The sequence below is a fragment of the Aureivirga marina genome, from assembly GCF_015767265.1.
GTDB classification, from domain to species: Bacteria; Bacteroidota; Bacteroidia; order Flavobacteriales; family Flavobacteriaceae; genus Aureivirga; species Aureivirga marina.
Map to the genome: position 1 here is coordinate 182,152 of NZ_JADPIB010000006.1, position 18,689 is coordinate 200,840.

Consider the following 18,689-nt stretch of genomic DNA (forward strand, 5'->3'; position numbering starts at 1 on the left):
TTTTAAACTCAAGATTTACGTCTTGAGTTTTTTTATTTCAAAAAATTCTTCACTAATTTCGAGCATGGAAAAAAAGCTACTCGTTTTCTTTTGCTTCTTCTACTCTGTTTTTCTTTTTTCACAAAATGAAAAGGGAAATGTTAGTTCTTCATTTTTTAAAACTGCCCATTTAAAATTAATTGGAGAAGAAAGTGACTCTATTTATCAAAAACTTCAGGAAATTTATCAATATTCATCAGAATATGATTCGAAAATTAAAGCTGTAAATGTTTTAGGACAATATCATAATACACATCATAATATTGATTCTGCAAAATATTATAATTTAAAATTTATAGAATTAATTGGAAATCGAAAAGACATTTTATCCCAAAAAAGATTGACTTCCGCTTACAATACTCGTGCAATTACTTTACTAAATGAAGGTTTAATTGACGAATCGATAAAATGGCATATTGAGGGTTTAAAAATTGCTGAGAAAATTAATTTTAAAGAGTATTATTTCAGACATTTAAATGGTTTAGCACTTTGTTACACGAATAAATTTGATGATAAAAAAGCTATTCCATATTTTGAAGAATGCCTGAATTATAAGGAAAAACCAACATTTATTATTGCTGCTTTGATTAATCTTGCATTGATTTTTACAGGAAATGAAGATTATGAAAAAGCAAATTCTTATTTACAACGAGCGATTCAACTAAGTGAAAAAATTGAAAATATAAAAGGAATAATCATTGGGAATTTAAATCTTGGAGAAAACCTTTTACATCAAAAAGAATATAAAAAAGCATTAGAATATATAAATATTGCAAAAGAATATTCTACAGAAAATGATTTTCAAGCTTTCTATCTTGATATTTATCTATTGAAAGCAACTTTATTGCGAGAAATCGGAGAAATTCAGAAAGCAAAAGAAATTTTATGGACAATTTATCCAACAAGTTTAGAAAAGAAAGTTTTAGGAAAACAATTGCAAATTTTACATCAATTAGAACTTTGCGAGGTTGCAGATAAAAACTTAGAAAAAGCCTATGATTATCTATTAAAACAAAATATTTTACAAGAAGAAATTGATGAATTACAAGATAATGAAGAAATAAAAAAATTGGAAATCGAATTTGAAGCTTATCGAAAAGAAAAAGAAATTCATGAACTTCAAATGTTGAAAAAAGAAAAAGAATTAGTTATTCAGAATCAGAAAAAAGCATATCAAAATTTAGAATTAGAAAAACAATTAAAAGAACAATCTCAGAAATATGAAATTGATAAACTAAGTAATTTATCCAAATTACAAAGTACAGAATTAGAGCTTTTACAGAAAAAAAGAATTCTCGAAAAGGAGAAAAATGCGAAAATGAAAATGATTCGTACGATTACAGTTATTAGTATTTCAATTGTATTGATTTTCATTTTTATTCTGATTTATTTCTATTTAAAAAAATTAAAAACTAAAAATTTATTACACCAAAAACAGGAAATAATTAATGCACAAAAAATAGAAAGTCTAATTAAAAATCAAGAAATTGAAATCATTAACGCTTCTTTGGAAGGAGAGAAAAAAGAAAGAGAAAGAATTGCGCAAGAATTACATGATACAATTGGTGGAAATATTGCTGCAATTAAATTGCAAATTGGAAATTTGATTCAAAAACACCAACGATGGAATTCAATTAGTACACAGATAAATCATACTTACGAACAGGTTAGAAATTTATCGCATAGTTTAATGGAAAATCGAATTTATCAAGGAAAATTTTCAGAAACAATTGCAAATTATATACAAAATATAGAAAACTCTACAGAAATAGAATTTCATTTAAACTTATTCCCTGAATTTGAAATTAATGTTTTAGAAGAAAAATATTTGGTAGAAATTTATAAAATTATTCAAGAATTAATAAGTAATACTTTGAAACATGCAAATGCGAAAAATGTAGAAATTCATATAACTTTGCATGATGATGAATTGAATTTTATCTATGAAGATGATGGAAAAGGCTTTGAATTGGAAGAATTCAATTCTGGATTAGGATTAAAAAGTATTGAAAACAGAACAACAAAATTAGGTGGAATTGCAAATTTGGACGCACATCCAAAGCGTGGATTTACTTTTTCTTTTACAATTCCGCTAAAAAAACAACACAAAATTATTCATGAAATATAATTTATTAATTGCTGATGATCATAATTTATTTGTAGATGGATTGCATAAAATTTTGAAAATAGAAGATGAATTTCGAATTCTTTACACAGCAAATAATGGAAAAAAATTGGTGAAATATGTTGATATCAATCAAAATGAACCAATCGATTTATTGATTTGTGATATGTCGATGCCTGAAATGAATGGTATGGAAGTCAATAATTATATCAAAAAAAAATATCCAGAAATCAAAGTTTTAATGGTTAGCATGCATTTAGAAGGGCGAATAATCAGCCAGTTAATTGATGCAAAAGTAGATGGATATATTCCAAAAAATGCTGAAATTTCGGAACTTTTAAAAGCTATAAAAACCATTTTAAAAGGAGAAAAATATTTTTCACAAGAAGTAAAAAATATTTTCTTGGATTATAATATTAATTCCAAAAACACACAAGAAATTAAATTGACAAAAAGAGAAATTGATGTTTTAAAATTGATTTCACAAGAATTTACAACTTTAGAAATTGCAGAAAAACTTTTTATAAGTAAACACACTGTGGAAAGTTATCGTAAAAATATTATGGCAAAAATCAATGCTAAAAATATAGCAGGGTTAACCAAATATGCAATTAAAAAAGGCTATATTGAGTGTTAAAAAAGCATTCAAATTATTGCTAAAAGAACAAGAAAAATTAAAAAATATGATATGCACATTTTATTCCCATCAAATGGGATTTGAAAAAGTCAAAAGTACTTTACAACAAATTTTTCCGAAAGGAAACATTACAACCTCAACAGAAGATGATTTTCAAATTATCAAATTAGAAAACAAAGGAGGATTATTTAAAAGCGCTACAAAAATCAAATTTTCTTACAGAGAAAGAGAGCAACCAAACTATTTTATTCCTCAAGAAGAAAAAGGAAATTTAACTTCCAATTTGCGTGGACTTTTTAATTATGTTCAAAACCTCCCTTCCTCTAATGAAGAAATTCAAAGTCGTTTTTTGTATCGAATTCAAGCCGTAAATAGTGAATTTACTTTGGTAGATGGAATTGGTAAAAAAGAACAAATTCAGCAATTAATTCAACAATTAGCTATTGAATTTAATGCTTTTCTTTTTGTTCAACCAAATACATTGATTAGCAAATCTTCTGTGCAACATTTTGTAGATAAAAATTTAAATATAATCATTGATTCTCAAGGAAATTGTGAAATTGAAGATTTAGAAGTGAATATTGATGCAAAATATTATGATCAGAATCAAAATAATCTAACTGAAGATCAATTAAATCGAAAAAAAACAAACGAACTTTTTTTAGCTGAAAACCATATAAAATTTAATAAAAAACTTCCTTGTGTGGAAGCTGAAGAAGAAGTTACTTTAAGAACACCAAAAGAAATCGCAACAAGAGCAAGTATTTTAATTTCTTTGAATTTTATAGCCTTTGATGCTGCAACTCCAGAACAGATAACTAATTTTCTAAAGAAAAATAATTTATGGGAATTTGTAACAGAAGGTGAAAAAGATTTTATTGAAAATCCAACAGCAGAAAAGAAAAGTTTACAAACTTGGAAATGTGAGTGTATTTGGACTTTGTTATGGGCAATTAACAAAGTAAATGATTTAGGTTCGCCAAATGCAATGTGTCAATTAGATTCTATTCCAAAAGAAAATTATCCTCTTTCAAATGCACAAGAAGTAACAAATTATATCAATTCAATTACGGAAACTAGGAATAAATCGGAAATTTTAGATTTAAACGATTTATATTATCGCTATGAATGGGCTTGTGTAGATGCAAGAATTAAAAATGAAACAGTAGAAAATTTAAATCCAAGTGTAGTTTATGAAAGACATTATGCTTTAAATTGGTTGATAAATTATAGAAATCAAGAATGGGATGCTGTAACTTGTGATACATAAAATATTTGAAAAAGCTACTTTATTATAGAAGTAGCTTTTTTACATTTTATTTCACACGAACTTCCTCTAATAAAGTTTTGATATGATTTTCATTAGTAACTGAAACATAATTTCCATTTCCACTTTTGGAAAGTTTTTTTAAGTTCTCATTAGCTTTATTTGGTTCTCCAAAATTGAAAACTGAAAATTGGATTTTTTCATTTTGAGCTTTTACTTTTTCATAAATTTTAGTTGGTAATTTAAAACTACCATCAGTTATCATAATAATTCGCGTATTTTCAAGATTATCATATTTTTTATTTGCCAAATTATATGCTTTTTCTATTCCTTTTAAAACATTTGTTCTTCCATTTGTTTGAAGTTTTAATAACTTTTTCATCGCTTTGGAATCTGTAAATGATTTTCTTTCAAAAAGAATTTTTGCATTATCTGAATATAAAACAACTGTAAAAACATCTTCATTTCGCATAATTGAAGAAACTTTTTGTATTGCATCTTTAAACAAAGGCAATCTTTCCTTCTTTTTCATACTTCCAGAAACATCCAACAACAAAATCAAATTATTTTTCTTAAAACCTTCCATCGTTAAATCCTCAGAAACTTCATTTAAAAATGCTTCTTCATTTGAATTTAATTCAGGAACTTCTACATAAAATTTCTTATAAACTTGCTTCATTAAATAAGCTGGAGCAACTTTATGATTAGAAGCAATAGAAGCTTTGTTTGTAAATTCATTGTAATAATTTTGCATGTTAAAAAATTCTATTAAAGCTGAATTATAAAAACTTCTACGAGAAAATGTTTCTGGATCTTTTAAAACATCTGAAACAAAAGCTTGACCGAATCTATGGAAAATGAAAAAATACGAATGTACATCTCCTCCTTCACTTGGATATTTTCTAATTCCTTCTAATAAAGTCGTTTTATTTTCTTCAATTTCTTTTAAAAGATCATCTACTTTCGATACATATTCTTTGGCTTCTTTAGTTTTATTTTCTTTTAAAAATGTCAATACTACTTCTGATTCTTCCAAAATTTGATTCATCAAATCTCCACATTTATACCATGAATTTGAAGTATCTTTAATTGGATAATCTAGTAATAATTCACGAAGTTGACTTTGTATTTTTTCAACTAAAGTAGTATGATTATGTGCATTTTCAATTAATTTAATCACATTCTCTCCTACAGCTTTTCTATTTTCTTTTGTCGATAAAATGTCTTGTGTTTGTACAACCAAAGTAGCATTTAATTCAATTTCTTCATTTTGCAATTTTTCTAATTCTTGCAATTCTTTTTCAATTAAAGCTGCCCATTTTCCAGGTAAATATTGAACATTTTCTTTTGCTTTTATAAATCGATTTTTTTTGATAAAAATATTAAACTTATACTTTGGAAATTTGCTAATTCTTGTCGATCTCTTCTCAAATAAATTTTTGGTGTAATAATCTCCATAAAAATGATTTTTATTTCGAGTTTTATAAGTGTGCATATTCACTCCTTCTACAATAATATTCACAATTGGAACCAATGTCTTCCTTGAATAAGTTGTAGGTTTCTGTGCAAATGAACAAATAGAAATTTGTGTGAATATTATAAATAATAGAAATGATTTTTGGAACATAATTTGGTTTTCTTTAATCTTATCTTTTAAAATAAAGGGTCTCAAAGATAAAATATTGTTTTCAATCTATGTTTTTTCTTTTGTTTAAACAAATTTCTGATTAATTGTATTTAATTCTTTTAATTTTCTTTCAAATTTAAACTTACCCCCTGAAAACAGGGTGAAAAATTCTACTATTTCAAGTGTATTATAACTTTTAATAATTCTAGAATTTTGTATTCAACAAAAACTAAAAAAACACTCAACATGGGATTAAAAGAAAAAAGAGCGATACAAAATTTTAAAGAAACAAAATTTGAAGATTTAAAAACAGAAGTTTTAAACACTTTAGGATTTGAAGTTCCTATGGAAGTAGAATGGGATTCTTTAGCAAAGGATACAAAAGTAGATTTATATAGAGAAGCAATTCCTGCTATTTATTTTCAGCCACAAATTGAAACTTTTAAGGACATTTGTCAGGATGATTTAGGGAAAGAAGCGATGAAAGAAGTTTTAAAGAAAATTGTCATTAAAAATGAAAATGATATTTGGTCGGCAACAAAATGGGCTAAATTCGAAGATGGAGTATTAACTCTTGATCATGAAACTACTTCAAATATGGGGAATGTAGAGGATCGAATTTATTATCTAAAGGAATTATTAGAGAACGCGCTTTAATAATTTGTAATTGATTTTTTACCATCGAGTTTTCAACTTGATGGTTCTTTTGCATTCTATATTTTTCATTTCTGAGAAAGTTTAAACCAAATAAATACAGAAGAATTTGAAAGAGAAAATTTTGTCTTTGTTCATATTTTATAATGGGGGTTATAAAATTAAAATCATCTCTTATTGGCTGTTTAAACTTTCTGAATTTCCAAAAAAACTATGGCGAAACCAAAATTAGGAATGAACATTCATCAATATATTGGTAAAGATGGTTCTATTCCATTTAAAGTAAAAATTCTTCCAATTGGAGAAAAATCAGAAGGAGATGTTTTAATAGAATTTCGAGATATTGAAGATACTTTAAATTGTAAAGTTTATCGATATAAAAAAGAAATTTTATTTAAAGACATGATGGAAATAAAATATCAATATACAACAAGTGAAGTTGTTGGAAAAGATAGTTTTACACCCATAATTATTCATCAAACAGCAGAGGAAACAAAAATTCTTGTTCGCTTCTTAGAAGATGATTTATGGAAAGCTATATATCCTAAAATATTCCAGCAAAATTTAGATCCATTTTTTATGTATAAATATTATATGGAGCAAGTTTTTTGTAAAAAAGTAAGACGTTAAATTATGTATGAAGTAAAACATTTAATCATCGCTTTAGAAAGATGTGAAAAAGCAGCAGCTCATTTTTCTGAAAATCATAGAATTCACCAAGGTTTAAGGTTAAAAAAATCCTATAAAAAACTAATTGATATCATCGAATATAATTTTCATTATTCTGAAGATGTAGATCGAGAAAAATTGATGGATTTGTTATTTTTTGTAGAAGATTGGATTCACAATTTTGACAATGAAGTAAAAAATTTAGATTCAAAAAATTTAGATGTAGAAATCCAATTACCAACTTTTACACATGCAATTTCTTTCCCAACAGAATATATTCAAAATTTGAAAGCTGAATTTGATGCACCAGGTTGGCATCACGATACGCCAAGATGGTAATTGTTGTAATTTTAGAAAGTACGCAGTAATAAACTCAAAATCTCTTTAGTCATTACTGTTGTACTTTTCTTTTTTAAAAACTTACCAAAAAAACCATTTCCTACTTCCTTTTAGCATTAAATATAAACTTCCTAAAATGTCGAAAAATCTCAAAACGACGTAAAATACCAAAAAAGCTTACAAAAATTACCATTTTTATTATTAAAAACATTTCTCTAATTTCGATTATAATTATGCTATAAAACAGAGTTTTAACTAATAATTTATTAGTACACTGATAAAATAACTTCAACTTATTTTATTAATTTAATCAAAATTGAAAATGGAAAATAGTAGTACATGCGAATTGGTAAACACCTATGAAATTTTAGAACATATCATGGGAATTGATGGTTTGCATCCTCACTCATTAAAAACGGTAAACAACATTTTAAACTTAATCGCTAAACATACTGAAAATCAGAAAGGTGTAATTTTAGATATTGGTTGTGGAAGTGGAAAAGGAACTTATAATTTATCAAAAAAAATCTCAAAAGGAATTGATATTATTGGAATTGATATCAATAAAATTGCAATTCAAAAAGCGAAATCTTATTATGAAGATATTCCAAATCTTTCTTTTTATCATGGAACAATGGAAGATTTTAGATTGCAATATCCGACTTTAAAAATTATTGGAATTTTTTCTATTTCTGTAAGTATGTTTTTACCAGATATTGAGTTTTTTTATAAAAATTCAGAGAAAATTTTATCTCCTGGTGGAATTTTTATCGACGCTCCTTTTGTTTTTAAACATTTATCTTTTTCGGAGAAATTTAAATTAAAAACCTACGCTATTTGTGGTTGTAACATGAAAATGTATACAACAAAATATTTGAAACAAAAGCTTTGTAAATCAAATTTTAAAATTGTAAAATCAGAATCGAAAGAATTTGAATTGATGAATTTAAAAATACTTTTCAAAGATTATGCCCCCTCCTATTTGTTTTCAAATTTCACAAAAAACATTCTAAATTCCCCCGAAGTATTGCAAGTTAAATCTTCTTCTTATCTATTTAGAAGAACCATTCAAATGTTCACCCATTTTATTTTAAATAGAAATAAATATGGCGCAGGAATTTTAGTTGGAATCAAGAAATAACATAAAAAAAAGACTAGTTAATTCTAGTCTTTTTTTCTTTTATATCATTCCTTTTGCTTTAAATTGTAAATATTTATTAATCACATTTACAGATAATTCAGAAGGCTCGGTCAACAAGGTATTTACACCTGCTTTTTCCAATTCTTTTACAATTAATCTTTTTTCAAAATCAAATTTTTCTGCAATCGATTTCTTATAAATCGATTTTAAATCTTCTGTTTTTTCAGATATTAATGAATTTAATTCTGAATTTTTGAAAAACACAACTAATAACAAATGCTTTTTTGCAATCGCAGAAATATATGGTAATTGACGTTTTAAATTCGCTTCATGTTCAAAATTTGTATATAAAATAATCAAACTTCTTTGCGTAATTTTTCTTCTAATTGTACTGTAAAGTAATGCAAAATTCGATTCTGTAAAATCGGTAGAAATCTTGTATAAAGCTTCATTTATCAAATTTAAATGTGTCACTTTTTTACTTGCAGATAAAATAATATCAATTTCTTTTGAAAAAGTCAACAAACCTGCTTTATCTCCTTTTTTTATTGCAATATTTGAAAAAGCCAATGAAGAATTAATTGCATAATCTAATAATTTCAATTGATCAAAAGGCATTTTCATTGCTCTTCCAGTATCAATTATCGAATAAATCGGTTGTGATTTTTCATCTTGATATTGGTTCACCATTATTTGTGCTCGTTTCGCAGTTGCTTTCCAATTAATTGTTCGAATATCATCTCCTTTTGTGTATTCCTTAATTTTTTCAAATTCCATCGTATGACCGATTTTACGAATTTTCTTAATTCCTAATTTGTTCAAACCATTGCTTATCGCTAAGAAAGCATATTTTTGCATTTGAATATATGACGGATACACACTAACTTTTTCAGAAAGTTCAAATGTTATTTTCCTTGAAAAAATCTTCAAAAAACTAGAAATATACAACAATAAATTTCCAAAATCATATTCACCTCTTTCCGTTGGTTTTAATTTATACTCAAAACTAAAAGATTGGTATTTATCCAATTGAAAAGAATAATCAAAATCTCTTTTTTGAAATTGAAAAGGAATTTCATCGATTACTTTTACATGAATTGGAATATTAAATTCATTATTTATTTGAATTGTAATCGGATTTTCATCAGAGTTTGATAATTTCTGACTTACATTTCTAAAAGCCTCTAATTTCTGTTTTTTATTGTATAATAAAAAGATGTCTAAAAACATAAAAACCATTAGAAAAAGAACAGAAACCCAAGCTAATTGATATAAAAATTCTATCCAATAACTTAAAATAAAAAGAGTGGAAATAATTGCGATATAAATGAAAAATCGTTGGTGAATATATAAACTTTTAAAAAACTTCATCTACCTTGGAACTTCCACTGATTGTACAATAATTTCAATCACTTTATCTGTTGTTAACCCCTCCATTTCTTTTTCTGGAGTCAACATAATTCGGTGTCTTAAAATCGGAAAAACTACTTTTTTAATATCTTCAGGAATTACAAAATCTCTTCCTTTCATTGCTGCATATGCTTTAGAAGCTTGCAAAATTGCAATACTTGCTCTTGGAGAACCTCCTAAACTTAAAAATGAATGATTTCTTGTTTTAGAAATAATTTCTGCTATATAAGTAAACAATTTTTCTTCCACTAAAATATCATTTACTTTCGATTTTGCTTCTTCTAATTCTTTTTCCGTTAAAATACTTTCAATTAAAGCTTCCTGTTTTTGTCCTTTTCGTTCATTATGCAATTGCAAAATTTTAATTTCATCTTCTGTATTAGGATAATCTACAAGAATTTTAAATAAAAATCGATCTAATTGCGCTTCAGGTAAAGCGTATGTTCCTTCTTGTTCAATTGGATTTTGAGTTGCAAGAACCATAAATGGATTTGGCATTTTATACGTAATTCCATCTACTGTAATTTGCTTTTCTTCCATAACTTCAAACAAAGCAGATTGTGTTTTTGCAGGTGCTCGATTGATTTCATCAATTAAAACTAAATTGGAAAAAATTGGCCCATTTTTAAATTCAAATTCAGCAGAACTCATATTTAAAACAGAAGTTCCAATAACATCACTTGGCATTAAATCAGGTGTAAATTGAATTCTATTAAATGCTGTAGCAACTGTTTTTGCAAGCATTTTTGCAGTTACGGTTTTTGCAACTCCAGGAACACCTTCAATCAATACATGTCCATCAGCTAGTAAAGAAACAATCAGAAACTCTAAAAATTCTTCTTGTCCAACTAACACTTTTCCTATTTGTGTTTTTATTTTATCTACAGCATTTTTTAATGCTTCTAAATCTATTCTATTTTCAAAAAATATTTCGTTATTTTCTTCCATTTTTATTTTTTATTTGAAATTTTTCCAAGAATTTATTCAACTTTATCAATTGATTTTCTTGAATAGTTTTTTCATTGTATATATTTTCTAAATACGTAAAAAATTGTTTTACTTCTTCGTAATCTGAACCACTTTTCTCTGTGAAATTCTTTATAAATTCTTCATTTATATTACTTGTATCCAAGTGATAATGAATTCTAATTTGTTCTAAAAAGTATATAATTTTCTGATCAGAAATACTTTTATGTGATTTGTTATTAAAATACATTCCAGCAATTGTTTGCACAAAAGCTAATGTATTATTTTTTAAAGGTTCTATAATTGGAACCACTCTTTGCTCTCTTTTTCCTTTAAAAATGATAAAAAATAAGACACCAATTAATGCAATATAATATCCCCATTTTAAACTTTTATTTAGCAATACATGTTGCATTAAAGAACGATTTGTTGGTTTTCCTGTTTTAAAATATTCATCCCAATAGATCCTTTCCGGGTTTCCTAAATAAGATAAAACTGAAGCAGAATATTCACTATTTTCATCTTTCAAAAGATAGTAATTTGTAAAGGCTTCTGGAAAAGTATGAAGGTATAAATTTCCTTTACCATAAGGATGTTTAATAAAGTTTATTCCTTCAGATTCACGTTCATTTTCAGCGTTTAATAAACCTGATTTTCCTAATGCAATTGAATTTGTGGTATCAATTTTAGAAAAATAATTTTTACTAAATTCTCTGTCAAAAGAATATTCTTTTTGTGTTAAATTTGGATTGATTACTGTAAAGAAAGGAATTAAATCAAATCCAGATGTTTCAAATTCTTTCGTAATTAAATTTAAAGTATCAATTCGAACAGCAGAAGTTGAAATAAAAACATCATTTCCTTTTTCAATAAATTCTAATAAATCGTAAAATTCTGCTTCATCAAAATTCAATTGATGATCAATATAAATTAAAGTTCCATTTTCTGGGTTTTCTTTTAAAAACTCATATGTTGGTTTATGTATTTCTGAAATATTCGTTTCAGGAAAGAGTTCTTTTAAACTATTCTTTAAAACATAAGTTCCATAAGGTGATTTATGTGTTCCATAATAAGTTGGAAGCCAATTAATTTCTTTTGGTTTTAGCATTTGAAAAAAAACTCCAATGAACATAAAACTCAAAATAATTCCTATATATATTTTAGTTTTTTTATCCATTATAATTCAGAGTTTTAGTTACTTTTTCAAAATTCACTAACAATTTATTATATTCTATTTCTGTAATATTAAAATTTCCATACCAGATATAATCATATAAATCTGTGACTTTTCTAAAATATTGTTTAATTTCTTCTTTTTCAATTTCTTCGAAATAATCTTCATTTGTTTTTTGCTGTGCCCAACGCAATATTTCAGCATCTTGTAGTTGTTTTAGAAGAAATAAATATTGATATCGAATTGCTAAACGGAAATTTTGATTTAAAACTGCTTTTTCAATTAGAGAAGGTAAATCTGCTTCATTAATTATTTTTTCATCATCTGAAAAAGTGATGTTTTTTTTATTTTTTGATTTAAATGATAAAGAGATATATCCTTTTTTATTTAAGAATTTTAAAAGCAAATACAATACTATAGCTCCAAATAAATATGGAAGATAAGTAAAGAAAAGCCCTATAAAACCTAGAATTATTCCAGCAGTTTCATTTTCAAAAATACGGTGTAAAAAATTCTCAACAGTTATAGTTAACCAGTTTATTATTCTTTCGTATAAAGAAGTATCTTTTTCATTTATTTCATAATTAAAATCTTTTTTTTCTTTATAACCTTGAAGTTTATTAGCATCAAAATGTTTGCGTTCAACAGTTGATTTTCTATCTTCTTGTATTTCATCTTCTGTTGTTTGTGCAAATACAATAGTACTTACACAAAAACAGAATAAAACAAATATTTTTCTAAACATTTAATTAGCTTCCTATATTATCGATTTGATTAGAAATCCCAGTTTTATATTTAATCTCATGTAAATCAAAATACACCATTGCAAAAGCGAAAGTTGCTAAAACATTAATAAATGTACTTCCTAAAATTGAAATCATATTTAGAGTTACATAAATTGGATCTGAAAAAATAGAATATGCATCAATTCCATTTCCAAAATCTCTAAGCATAGTTCCCATACTGATAAATTGATATAATATTGTTGGAATATTGAAAACAGAACTAATAATTAAAAATAATACAGTAATAACAATCAAAACTCCAAAAGTTACCCACCAATGATCTTTAATTAATTTAAAACTATCTGAAATTGCTTCTGATGCAGTTTTATCTTCTAAAATCATAATTTGATAGCAAGTTGAGAACGTAATTGCAAAATAAATTGCAGGTAAGAGAAAGAAAAATGCACTAACAAAAATTATTAAATAAATTAAGAATCCTAAACCTAATAAAGACCAAATTCTTTTATAAACATTTGTCTTTACATATTCATAAGTTACATTTCCTTCGTTTTCGTTATAAGCTTTTAAATAAAATAGAACCACTCCAAAAGAAACAGCATATAAAATAATGTTTGTTACTCCAGAAATTATAGTTCCTCCAAACATTGCAAAAATATTTGTCAATTTTGTAGGATCTGAAAAATTTAATAGAGTAAAAGCATTTCCAGCCAAAACTATTAAAATATAAATCCAAGTTATTTTAATAAATATTGGAAAAAAGTTTTTCGATTCTTCTTTGATTAATTTAAAGGAATCTGAGATTAGTTCCCCTAAATCTCTTTCTTTGTACAATGTAATTAAGTTTTTCATTTTTCAAGTTTTTTTAGTTTGTTCGTTAATTTTATCGGATAATATACATAATAAAAAAGAATCACAAATAGCGATGTTCCGATAATCAAAACCGCTAACCAATCAGGCATTTCTGTATGTCTAGTTACAAATCCTTCTAAAAATCCAGCTACAATAAATAATGGAACTGTACTCAACATAATTGTCAATCCATCTTTTGCTCCTTTTTTAAAAGAATCTAATCTAGAAAGTGTTTTTGGAAATAATAAACTATTTCCTAAAACCATTCCTCCACAACCAGCAATTATAATTACAGAAATTTCAATAGTTCCATGAATCCAAATAGTTCTGAATGATTCCCAGAAAAGTCCTTTTTCTATGAAAAAATAAAGAAATGAGCCAAGCATAATTCCATTTTGCATCATTACGTATAATGTTCCTACAGAAAATAATATTCCAAAAGCAAATGCCATAAATGCAACTCGAATATTATTAATTGTAATTCCAAGAAACATATCGACTTCATTTGTTTGCTTATACACAGCCATTGGATCACCATTATTAATATTTTCCAGCGTCATATTTACATAACCATCACTTAAAATAATTCTAACAAAATCAATATCTGTATAAACAGAAAAAGCTCCAACGATTGTAAAAAAAGCAAAAACTAAAAAAGCAATTAAAAGTTGTTTTTGGTAATTGTAAAATAATAATGGAAAATCTGTTTTATAGAATTCCAATAATCTTTTCTTTGATTCTCTTTGAGTTTTATATATTTTTCTATGTGCTTCAGCAGCAATTGAATTTAAATAAACTACTATATTACTATCAGGGTAAAATGTTCTAGCAAAACTCAAATCATCTGTAATTTCTATATATAAGTCCGAAAGTTCATTTGGTTCTATTTCTTTTTTATGTCGAATTACATCTTCAAAAAGTTGCCATTTTTCTTTATTTTTTTTTATAAAATTGGCTTCACGCATTTTTTATTATTTTTGCCAAAAATAAATAAAATTATGGAAAAATTTCAAATTCAAACTGCACAAAACATTACTATTTCACAAAATATATCTCCAATTACTAAAAGAATTTGGGCATTTTTAATTGATATCGATATAATGGGTATGTATGCTTTTATCATGCTTATGATTGCAAAGAAATTATTAGGATATGATTTAACTCCTACAATTATTTCTTTAATAATGCTTCCTGTGTTTTTTTATAGTTTGCTTTTTGAAGTTTTAAATAATGGAAAAAGTCCTGGAAAATATTTTATGAAAATTCGTGTTGTTCAAATAAATGGCGAAAAACCAACTGTTATTAATTTATTAGTTCGTTGGGTTTTAAGAATTTTTGATATTTTACTTACTACAGGATCTGTTGCTTCACTTTCTATTTTACTAACAAAAAAAGGACAGCGATTAGGTGATGTTGCTGCTGGAACAACAGTTGTTTTTGAAAAAGAATATATCAGTTTGGAAAACACAATTATTACAGAAGTAAAAGAAGATTATGCTCCAACTTATCCTCAAGTAACTTTACTTTCTGATAAAGATATTCAAACAATTAAAAACCTTTATCAAGAAGCTAAATCAAAAGGAAATCATGATATTATCATAAAACTTAATGATAAAATCATAAATATAACTGAAATAGAAACAAATGAAAAACCTTATGATTTCATTAATACTGTAATTCAAGATTATAATTATTATACGCAGATGTAAGTTTCTATTCTATTTAGCTTTAAGTTTCAAATTAACTGCAATCCATTCTTTATTTTTTAAGAATAAATCAATGCTTGCTAATATTTTAATTACTTTTGCGAAAAAAATAAAAAATGTTATTCAACTCCCTAGATTTTGCTATTTTTCTTCCAATAGTTTTTTTTATTTATTGGATCATTCTAAAAAATAATCTCAAATTACAAAATATCCTTTTACTAATTGCTAGTTATGTATTTTATGGTTGGTGGGATTATCGTTTTTTAAGTTTAATTTTTATAAGTTCTTGTTTGGATTATATCCTAAGTATCGGAATATATAAATCGGAAAATATTTCAAAAAGAAAACTTTTACTAGGAATTAGCATAGCAGTAAACTTGGGATTACTTGGTTTCTTTAAATATTATAACTTTTTCCTAAATAGTTTTGTTGATACTTTTTCATTTTTCGGAAAAACTATTCAAGGAAATTCTTTAAATATTATTTTACCTGTTGGAATTAGCTTTTATACTTTTCAAACATTGAGTTATACAATTGATGTCTATCGTAAAGATTTAAAACCTTCTAAAAATCCAATAGATTTTTTCACTTATGTAAGCTTTTTCCCGCAATTAGTTGCTGGACCAATTGAAAGAGCTACAAATTTATTACCGCAATTTTCTAAAAAAAGACAATTTAATTTAGAAAATGCAAAAAATGGTATCAATCAAATAATTTGGGGACTTTTTAAGAAAATTGTAATTGCTGATAACTGTGCTCAATATGCAAATGACATCTTTAATAATTATGAATGCTATTCTAGTTTCACCTTATTTTTAGGTGGAATTTATTTCGCTTTTCAAATTTATGGTGATTTTTCTGGTTATTCTGATATTGCAATCGGAACTTCTAGATTATTCGGTTTTAAATTAATGACAAATTTCAAATATCCTTATTTTTCGAGAGATATTGCAGAGTTTTGGCGAAGATGGCACATCTCTCTTTCCACTTGGTTTCGTGATTATGTTTACATTCCTCTTGGCGGAAGCAAAGGAAATAATTTAAATAAAATCAAAAATACTTTTATCATTTTCTTGATTAGTGGGTTTTGGCATGGAGCAAATTGGACATTTATCGTTTGGGGATTTCTAAATGCTCTCTATTTTCTACCTTTATCTTTGTCAAATTCAAATCGAAAAAACTTAAACACAATTGCTTCAAATAGTTTTTTACCAAAAGGAAAAGAGCTTTTTGGAATTTTAGTAACATTTACCTTAACTGTTTTCGGATGGATATTTTTTAGAGCTGAAAATGTTTCACATGCTTTTTCTTATATCCGAAAAATTGCACAATTTCAATTTTCTATAGAAAAATTATCAATTGAAAGATTCGCCTTTGAAAGTTTACCTTTAATTCTTGTTCTTGTTGTAATTGAGTGGTTTGCTAGACATAAAGAATTTCCTCTTTTAGATATGAAATTTCCAAGATTGAAAATTGCTTTTATTTTAATCTTAATTCTTTCTTTTGGAAGTTTTTCTGAAATCCAAGATTTTATTTATTTCAAATTTTAATTGCCATGAAAAAGTTTCTTATTCATATTTTAAAAACAGTTTTAATTTTTATAATTCTAGCTTATTTTCTAGATTTTTCATATACATTTATTTATAGTAAAAGTGCTCCTCGAAGTAAAATTACTTGGCTAAAGCAATCTTTTTCTAAAAAAGATTCTTTGGAATATGTTCTTTTAGGTTCTTCCAGATGTATTCATAGTTTAAATTCAAAAACAATCCTAGAAAAAACTGGAAAAAAAGGATTGAATTTAGCATATCCTTCCACAGGTCCATTCGAAGTAAAATTAATGCTACAAGAGGTGATTAAAAATACTAATACTAAAAAGGTTTTTATTCAAATAGATTATTCGTTTAATCAAATTTCACCAGACAATCTTGCAAAAATTAATTGGCTTCCATATTTGACTGAAGATAATATTAATAAAGAATTTGAACGCTTTGAGCCAGATTATTTCTATTATAATTATATCCCATTTTATAAATATTTAAAATTTGATTCTAAAATTGGATTTAGAAATTTATTTTTAAGTGTTTCAGGAAAGAAAATTAATACAATAAATAATCTAGGTTTTAAAGCCACAGATGGAATATTAAAAGAAAAAACTCCTCATTTTTATACTTTAAAAAGAGAAAAAAATATTCATATTGAAGAAATTATTTCTTTGTGTAAAGAAAATAATATCGAATTAATGTTTTTTACAGCACCTGTTTTCAATTTTGAAGGAAATCATAAAATTTTTGAAAATTCACTGAATAATTACACTGATTTCTCAAATGCATATTCTGATATTACTCTTTTTAAAGATCATACGCATTTAAATACAGAAGGAGCTATTAAATTTACGGAATTATTTATTCAAACTTATTTTTGATAATAATTTAATTTCCATTAATCTAAACTTTTATTCATTAAGAATTAAAAATTATTATGTCATGACTATAATTAATAGTTTAGATTGACCAATAAATAATCCCTTTTTCATCAAATGTTTTCGAATAGTATTTTGTAAGGTTTATTACATCTGTTTCAATACCCTTGATTTGTTCAGTAATTATTATAAAAAATAATAGAATATTTTTATCAACTTGATTAAAAACAATTTTTTTATTGGAAGGATTATTAACATATAAGTCTTGTGTAATATTTCCAAATCTAACAGGTAGATTATCATATATTATAGTTCCTTTTCCAAGAATAAATATTCCATCAAGAGCTTGGCTAGGTGTTGAAGTTCGTTCCTCTAATTTTTGAGGGAAGTTTTCTTGATTTAAATTAAGTTCTTTCTCTATTTCAATAAACCATTTATTTACTGTTTCTAATTTCACTTTACAATTAAAAGCTACTAAATGGCAATACAATCTTGGAGGAACTGTACCTTGAGGATTAATATATCTATCTACATTTCTATCAAGTCTTTTAATATTAGCTGCTGATTGAATTGCTTTTTTAAGTTCTATTTTAGTTAAAGTCGATTTAATTTCAATTGTTGCATTCACTGACTCTATTAAAAATACATCAACATCTAAAGAAAATCTAATTTTTGGAAACACAGAATTAAATAAAACAATGTCAATTTGATTTCTTTTATCAGTTATTAATGTATTATTATCAATTATTTCACCAGTTCCTATATTAATATTTTCTCCAATATGGTCTTTTAAAAATTCTTTAATAAAATATTCTCTTGCATTTCCTTTATGTAATGGATGCCCTGAATTATTAGCAATTTTAGATTTAGCAATAAGTAATTTTTCAATTGAATTGAAGTGTTCTTCTAATAAATACATTT

General features: G+C 25.5%; 18 protein-coding genes. 10 read left to right on the plus strand and 8 right to left on the minus strand.

Annotated elements, in window-relative coordinates; all coding sequences use genetic code 11:
* The first annotated feature begins 64 nt into the window (after positions 1–64).
* Genes I1A51_RS13810 through I1A51_RS13820 form a run of 3 tightly spaced genes read left to right on the plus strand, consistent with a single transcriptional unit; the run spans position 65 to position 4,071 of the window.
* Positions 65–2,167 (plus strand): ATP-binding protein, encoded by a 2,103-nt coding sequence (locus I1A51_RS13810; protein WP_196894891.1) that lies wholly within the window; start codon positions 65–67, stop codon positions 2,165–2,167.
* Positions 2,157–2,801, plus strand: coding sequence for a response regulator (locus I1A51_RS13815; RefSeq protein WP_196894893.1), 645 nt, complete (start codon positions 2,157–2,159; stop codon positions 2,799–2,801). Before I1A51_RS13810 ends, I1A51_RS13815 begins: the two co-directional genes overlap by 11 nt.
* A 46-nt stretch (positions 2,802–2,847) precedes the next feature.
* The gene (locus I1A51_RS13820) at positions 2,848–4,071 is read left to right on the plus strand and encodes a DUF4272 domain-containing protein (RefSeq protein WP_196894895.1); all 1,224 of its coding nucleotides are present in this window, start codon (positions 2,848–2,850) and stop codon (positions 4,069–4,071) included.
* 46 nt (positions 4,072–4,117) lie between these two features.
* Here the strand turns inward: I1A51_RS13820 and I1A51_RS13825 are convergent, their stop codons facing one another.
* Positions 4,118–5,695 carry a vWA domain-containing protein gene (locus I1A51_RS13825; protein ID WP_196894897.1) on the minus strand — a complete coding sequence of 526 codons (1,578 nt, stop codon included), beginning with the start codon at positions 5,693–5,695 and terminating at the stop codon, positions 4,118–4,120.
* 246 nt (positions 5,696–5,941) lie between these two features.
* Here I1A51_RS13825 and I1A51_RS13830 point away from each other — a divergent pair, with 246 nt between their 5' ends.
* The 4 genes from I1A51_RS13830 to I1A51_RS13845 all read left to right on the plus strand — a co-directional run bounded on the left by I1A51_RS13830 (position 5,942) and on the right by I1A51_RS13845 (position 8,498).
* Entirely contained in the window at positions 5,942–6,352 is a 411-nt protein-coding gene (locus I1A51_RS13830) for a hypothetical protein (protein WP_196894899.1), read from the plus strand.
* A 210-nt stretch (positions 6,353–6,562) separates the two neighbouring features.
* Positions 6,563–6,979 (plus strand): hypothetical protein, encoded by a 417-nt coding sequence (locus tag I1A51_RS13835; RefSeq protein WP_196894901.1) that lies wholly within the window; start codon positions 6,563–6,565, stop codon positions 6,977–6,979.
* Between the two features lie 3 nt (positions 6,980–6,982).
* Entirely contained in the window at positions 6,983–7,357 is a 375-nt protein-coding gene (locus I1A51_RS13840) for a hypothetical protein (RefSeq protein WP_196894903.1), read from the plus strand.
* A gap of 322 nt (positions 7,358–7,679) precedes the next feature.
* A complete protein-coding gene (locus I1A51_RS13845) occupies positions 7,680–8,498 on the plus strand; it encodes a class I SAM-dependent methyltransferase (RefSeq protein WP_196894904.1) in 819 nt (272 codons plus the stop codon).
* Positions 8,499–8,537: 39 nt separating this feature from the next.
* Here I1A51_RS13845 and I1A51_RS13850 read toward each other — a convergent pair whose 3' ends face one another.
* The 6 genes from I1A51_RS13850 to I1A51_RS13875 are packed head-to-tail and all read right to left on the minus strand — an operon-like array spanning position 8,538 to position 14,608.
* Complete coding sequence (locus tag I1A51_RS13850) at positions 8,538–9,869, minus strand: DUF58 domain-containing protein (RefSeq protein WP_196894906.1); 1,332 nt, start codon at positions 9,867–9,869, stop codon at positions 8,538–8,540.
* Positions 9,870–10,856 carry an AAA family ATPase gene (locus I1A51_RS13855; RefSeq protein ID WP_196894908.1) on the minus strand — a complete coding sequence of 329 codons (987 nt, stop codon included), beginning with the start codon at positions 10,854–10,856 and terminating at the stop codon, positions 9,870–9,872.
* On the minus strand, positions 10,843–12,051 hold the full coding sequence (locus tag I1A51_RS13860) for a DUF4350 domain-containing protein (protein ID WP_196894909.1): 1,209 nt from the start codon (positions 12,049–12,051) through the stop codon (positions 10,843–10,845). Before I1A51_RS13860 ends, I1A51_RS13855 begins: the two co-directional genes overlap by 14 nt.
* Positions 12,044–12,793, minus strand: coding sequence for a DUF4129 domain-containing protein (locus I1A51_RS13865; protein ID WP_196894911.1), 750 nt, complete (start codon positions 12,791–12,793; stop codon positions 12,044–12,046). Before I1A51_RS13865 ends, I1A51_RS13860 begins: the two co-directional genes overlap by 8 nt.
* A 4-nt stretch (positions 12,794–12,797) precedes the next feature.
* On the minus strand, positions 12,798–13,643 hold the full coding sequence (locus I1A51_RS13870; RefSeq protein ID WP_196894913.1) for a hypothetical protein: 846 nt from the start codon (positions 13,641–13,643) through the stop codon (positions 12,798–12,800).
* Positions 13,640–14,608, minus strand: a complete 969-nt coding sequence (locus I1A51_RS13875) for a stage II sporulation protein M (protein WP_196894915.1) — start codon at positions 14,606–14,608, stop codon at positions 13,640–13,642. Before I1A51_RS13875 ends, I1A51_RS13870 begins: the two co-directional genes overlap by 4 nt.
* Before the next feature lie 33 nt (positions 14,609–14,641).
* Here I1A51_RS13875 and I1A51_RS13880 point away from each other — a divergent pair, with 33 nt between their 5' ends.
* From I1A51_RS13880 to I1A51_RS13890, 3 genes are all read left to right on the plus strand, one after another.
* Entirely contained in the window at positions 14,642–15,352 is a 711-nt protein-coding gene (locus I1A51_RS13880) for an RDD family protein (protein WP_196894917.1), read from the plus strand.
* A 113-nt stretch (positions 15,353–15,465) separates the two neighbouring features.
* Positions 15,466–16,899 carry an MBOAT family O-acyltransferase gene (locus I1A51_RS13885; protein WP_196894919.1) on the plus strand — a complete coding sequence of 478 codons (1,434 nt, stop codon included), beginning with the start codon at positions 15,466–15,468 and terminating at the stop codon, positions 16,897–16,899.
* Between the two features lie 5 nt (positions 16,900–16,904).
* Positions 16,905–17,771, plus strand: a complete 867-nt coding sequence (locus tag I1A51_RS13890; RefSeq protein WP_196894921.1) for a hypothetical protein — start codon at positions 16,905–16,907, stop codon at positions 17,769–17,771.
* 79 nt (positions 17,772–17,850) lie between these two features.
* Here the strand turns inward: I1A51_RS13890 and I1A51_RS13895 are convergent, their stop codons facing one another.
* A complete protein-coding gene (locus tag I1A51_RS13895; protein ID WP_196894923.1) occupies positions 17,851–18,687 on the minus strand; it encodes a DUF6602 domain-containing protein in 837 nt (278 codons plus the stop codon).
* Positions 18,688–18,689 lie beyond the last annotated feature (2 nt).